The organism is Bacillus sp. LL01, from assembly GCF_001037965.1.
In genome coordinates this window covers 1-4,032 of the sequence record NZ_LFEL01000189.1, presented here as the reverse complement: position 1 = coordinate 4,032, position 4,032 = coordinate 1, and the positions used below count along the sequence as shown (strand labels likewise).

Sequence of the window (4,032 nt, the reverse complement as noted above, 5' to 3'; positions counted from 1 at the left end):
CTTCTAAGTTTTGAGCAGGCATTGAGCCTTGTCCATTATGAATGATGTCTTCAATATCAGCTGCTGATAGGCCAGCTCCTTCTAGAGCTGGACCAGACGCACCTTCAAGATCGCCACCGTGACAGGCGATACAGCTTTGCTCATATGTAGCGCGAGCTGATTCAGCATCGTAGTCGCCTGCTGTTGCATCCTCATCTGTAGCTCCTTCTTCACTCTCAGGAGCTTCATCCACTGCTGGAGATTCCTCATCAACTGGCGGAGCTGCCTCGTCACCGCCACCACACGCTGCAAGAGTAACGACTAAACCAAGTGCTAGTAGAAATTTTTTCATGATGTATTCCTCCTTTTTAAATTGGATAGTTATGGGTATATTCCCATCTACTTATTATAGCCGATTTATTACCCCTTACGCTCGTTTGAATCCTTCTCCTAGCACCTCAGTTGCGTTCGTAACAATGACAAATGCTTTTGGATCAACGGCTCGGACAATTTGTTTCAATTTTGTGACCTCCTGCTGGTTAACCACACACATCAACACAGGACGCTCAGCATCCGTATATCCACCCTGTCCACTTAGCTTCGTAACGCCACGATCGACATCTTTTAAGATGCTTTGGCGAACTTCCTCTTGATGATCAGAGATAATAAGAGCTACCTTTGCATATCCTACCCCCAATTGCACTAAATCAATCGTCTTTCCTGTAACAAATAATGCAATTAAGGCATAAAGTGCTAATTCTAGACCAAAAAAGACAGCTGACGTCGCGACAATCAGACCATCTATTGCAAACACACATAGCCCGAGTGACACACCCGAATATTTATTAAAAATTTGTGCCGCTAAATCTGTTCCCCCCGTGCTTGCATTTGCACGGAACACAGTCCCAAGACCAAGCCCTACACCAATTCCACCAAATAAAGCCCCAAGTAGTGGATCCTCAATACCGACCGACCAATCTCTTGAAATGAAAACGACAAATGGCAAAAAGATTGTCCCGACTAACGTTTTCGCTCCATATTTAAAGCCCCCAAGTAAAAACAAACCTAAAATGAATAACGGAATATTGAAAGCCCATAATGTGTAGGCGGGCTCAAAACCGACCGTATGGGTCAAAATCGTACTAATCCCGCTGACGCCACCCGACGCAATTTTATTCGGTAGTAAAAATAAATTAAATGCCAATGCCACGATTGCTGAACCAATTAAAATATACGTATAATCAATCATTCCTTGCATTAAACGGCTGCGTGRCTCACGCCGTCTCTTCGTTTTCCCCATGCTTGTCACACTCACTTTTCTTCATAGTATGTCCTAAATCCTTCGGTAGTATAGCACCACGTCCCCACGCTGTAAATGCGATTGTGCTAATGCGGTAAAGAGATTGTGCGGCTTGAATGAGGGTTCGCTCATATATCTATATGTGCGATATCTCCCGCCTTATGTGCGAGCCGGGACCTAATATGGGCGCTTTTCTCCTTTTATGAGTGCTATCGTCGCTCTTATGTGCGGCTTTGGCTTTTTATGTGCGARCGCCATACATATGAGCGAGCTGAAGCCTCATATGTGCGAAACCACTGCCCATGCTCATGCTCATGCCCATGCTCATGCTCGTGTTCCGCTCATATACCGGTATGTGCGATATTCCCCGCCTTATGTGCGAGCCGGGACCTAATATGGGCGCTTTTCTCCTTTTATGAGCGCTATCGTCGCTCTCATGTGCGGCTTTGGCTTTTTATGTGCGAGGGTCATATATATGAGCGAGCTGAAGCTCGATATGTGCGAAATCCCCGCTCTTCTCCCTGCCCCCGCTCCGCTCAAGCTCCACACCAAAAAAGACTGTTCCACAGAACAGTCTTTCCAGCTTACATCTTCAAAGATGAGCGCAGGTAGGCATTGATAAATCCGTCTAAATCTCCGTCCATGACGCCATTTGTGTTCCCAATTTCAAAATTGGTACGGTGGTCTTTTACGAGGCTGTATGGGTGAAAGACATAGGAGCGAATTTGGCTTCCCCAGCCAATATCCTTTTGCTCGCCACGAATCTCATCTAGCTCTTGTTGTTGCTTTTCGATCTCTAGTTGATACAATTTAGCCTTTAACATTTTCATTGCTGACTCACGGTTTTTAATCTGTGAACGTTCGTTCTGACATGTTACGACCGTGTTTGTCGGTAAGTGTGTAATACGGATAGCAGAGTCCGTTGTGTTAATATGCTGTCCCCCCGCACCGCTTGCTCGATACGTATCAACTTTTAAATCCTCTGTACGAATGTCGATGTCAACCGTATCATCAAGCTCCGGCATCACTTCACATGATACGAACGAGGTGTGTCTGCGGCCTGATGAGTCAAATGGCGAAATACGAACGAGGCGATGTACTCCTTTTTCCGCTTTCAAATAGCCATACGCATTATGGCCTTTGATGAGAAGGGTTACACTCTTCACGCCTGCCTCATCGCCTGCTAAATAGTCCATCGTCTCGACTTTAAAGCCGCGTTGTTCAGACCAGCGCGTATACATACGAAGAAGCATCGATGCCCAGTCTTGAGATTCCGTACCACCAGCACCAGGATGCAACTCAAGAATCGCATTGTTTTTATCGTATGGCTCACTTAAAAGAAGCTGGAGTTCGAACTCATTTAAACGCGTAGCTAAATCCTTTACGCCTGCCTCAAGTTCTTTCTCCAAACCCTCATCCGCTTCTTCTTTTACAAGCTCATAAGAGACTTCAAGGTTCTCATACTCTTCTTCAAGCTCTAAGAAAACGTTGACTTGTTCTTTTAAGGCATTTGATTCGTTAATCACAGTTTGAGCTGATTCTTGATCATTCCAAAAGTCAGGGTCCGTCATAAATTCATCGAGCTCAGCCATACGTTCTTGCTTGGCTTCTAAGTCAAAGAGACCCCCTAAAGTCTTCTAAACGTTTTACCATTGACGCTAGTTCTTGCTTTACTTCTACTAATTCCATCTTCTCACCTCATCTAAATAATAGCTTGCCCTATTTTAGGTCAAAAAGGCTAAAGGAGCCCGCAGGTTGCGGGACTCCACCTTGATCAAGCATATGCTAGGAAACGATTATTTTGCCGCCCCGCAGCAATTTTTATATTTCTTACCACTTCCGCAAATGCACGCATCATTACGTCCGATCACTTCGCCTTTACGGATTGGCTTTTTCTTTTTAGGCTCTTGTTTTGATGTATCTTGATGAACCGCTTTTCCTTCTGCCACCTTTTGACGCTCAAGGTTTTGTTGGACTTGCGCTTTCATGATGTACATCGACACTTCTTCTTCAATCGAAGCAATCATTGCTTCAAACATTTCGAATCCTTCAAAACGGTATTCACGTAATGGATCATTTTGACCATACGCACGAAGGTGGATCCCTTGACGCAGCTGATCCATTTGGTCGATATGGTTCATCCATTTGCGATCAACGGTACGAAGCATAATAACCTTCTCAAACTCACGCATATGTTCTGGAGTGAACTGCTCTTCTTTTTCGTTATAACGAGCAACCACTTTCTCCGTGATYACTTCAACCATTTCTTCAGGATCTAAGCCTTTAATATCCTTTTCATCAAGCTCGCCTTCTTGCAGGAGGTTCGCATTCATGTAATTGACAACTGCCATTAGATCCCAATCCTCTGGCACTTCGCTTTCTGGTGTATGCAGGCGAACCGTACGATCGATCACATCTTTAATCATCGTCTCTACAATTTTACGTAAGTTGTCAGACTCAAGCACTTCMATACGTTGCTTGTAAATGATCTCACGTTGCTCGCGCATAACATCATCATATTGAAGAATTTGTTTACGAGCATCGAAGTTGTTTCCTTCGACTCGTTTTTGTGCCGTTTCAACAGCACGGGAAACAAGACGGCTCTCAATCGGTTGGTCTTCTTCCATTCCAAGACGTTCCATCATCGAGCGCATATTATCAGAACCGAAGCGACGCATTAATTCATCTTCCATTGAAAGGTAGAATTGCGATGAACCCGGATCCCCTTGACGACCAGCACGACCACGTAACTG

At 44.8% G+C, this 4,032-nt stretch carries 4 protein-coding genes; all 4 read right to left on the bottom strand.

What is annotated here, in order from left to right; all coding sequences use genetic code 11:
• Positions 1-331: c-type cytochrome (locus AB685_RS27660; protein ID WP_047973814.1), on the bottom strand; the 331-nt coding region annotated here is incomplete at its 3' end.
• 75 nt (positions 332-406) lie between these two features.
• Positions 407-1,279: a YitT family protein gene (locus tag AB685_RS27655; protein ID WP_047973813.1), complete on the bottom strand. Its 873-nt coding sequence runs from the start codon at positions 1,277-1,279 to the stop codon at positions 407-409.
• A gap of 584 nt (positions 1,280-1,863) precedes the next feature.
• Positions 1,864-2,968, bottom strand: a protein-coding gene (prfB, locus tag AB685_RS27650; protein ID WP_128755959.1) for a peptide chain release factor 2 whose coding sequence is annotated in 2 segments (ribosomal slippage) — positions 1,864-2,895 and positions 2,897-2,968 — 1,104 coding nt in all. Because the reading frame shifts where the segments join, the coding sequence is not laid out codon by codon here.
• Between the two features lie 107 nt (positions 2,969-3,075).
• A partial coding sequence (locus AB685_RS27645) for an SEC-C metal-binding domain-containing protein (RefSeq protein WP_047973812.1) occupies positions 3,076-4,032 on the bottom strand: 957 nt, incomplete at its 5' end.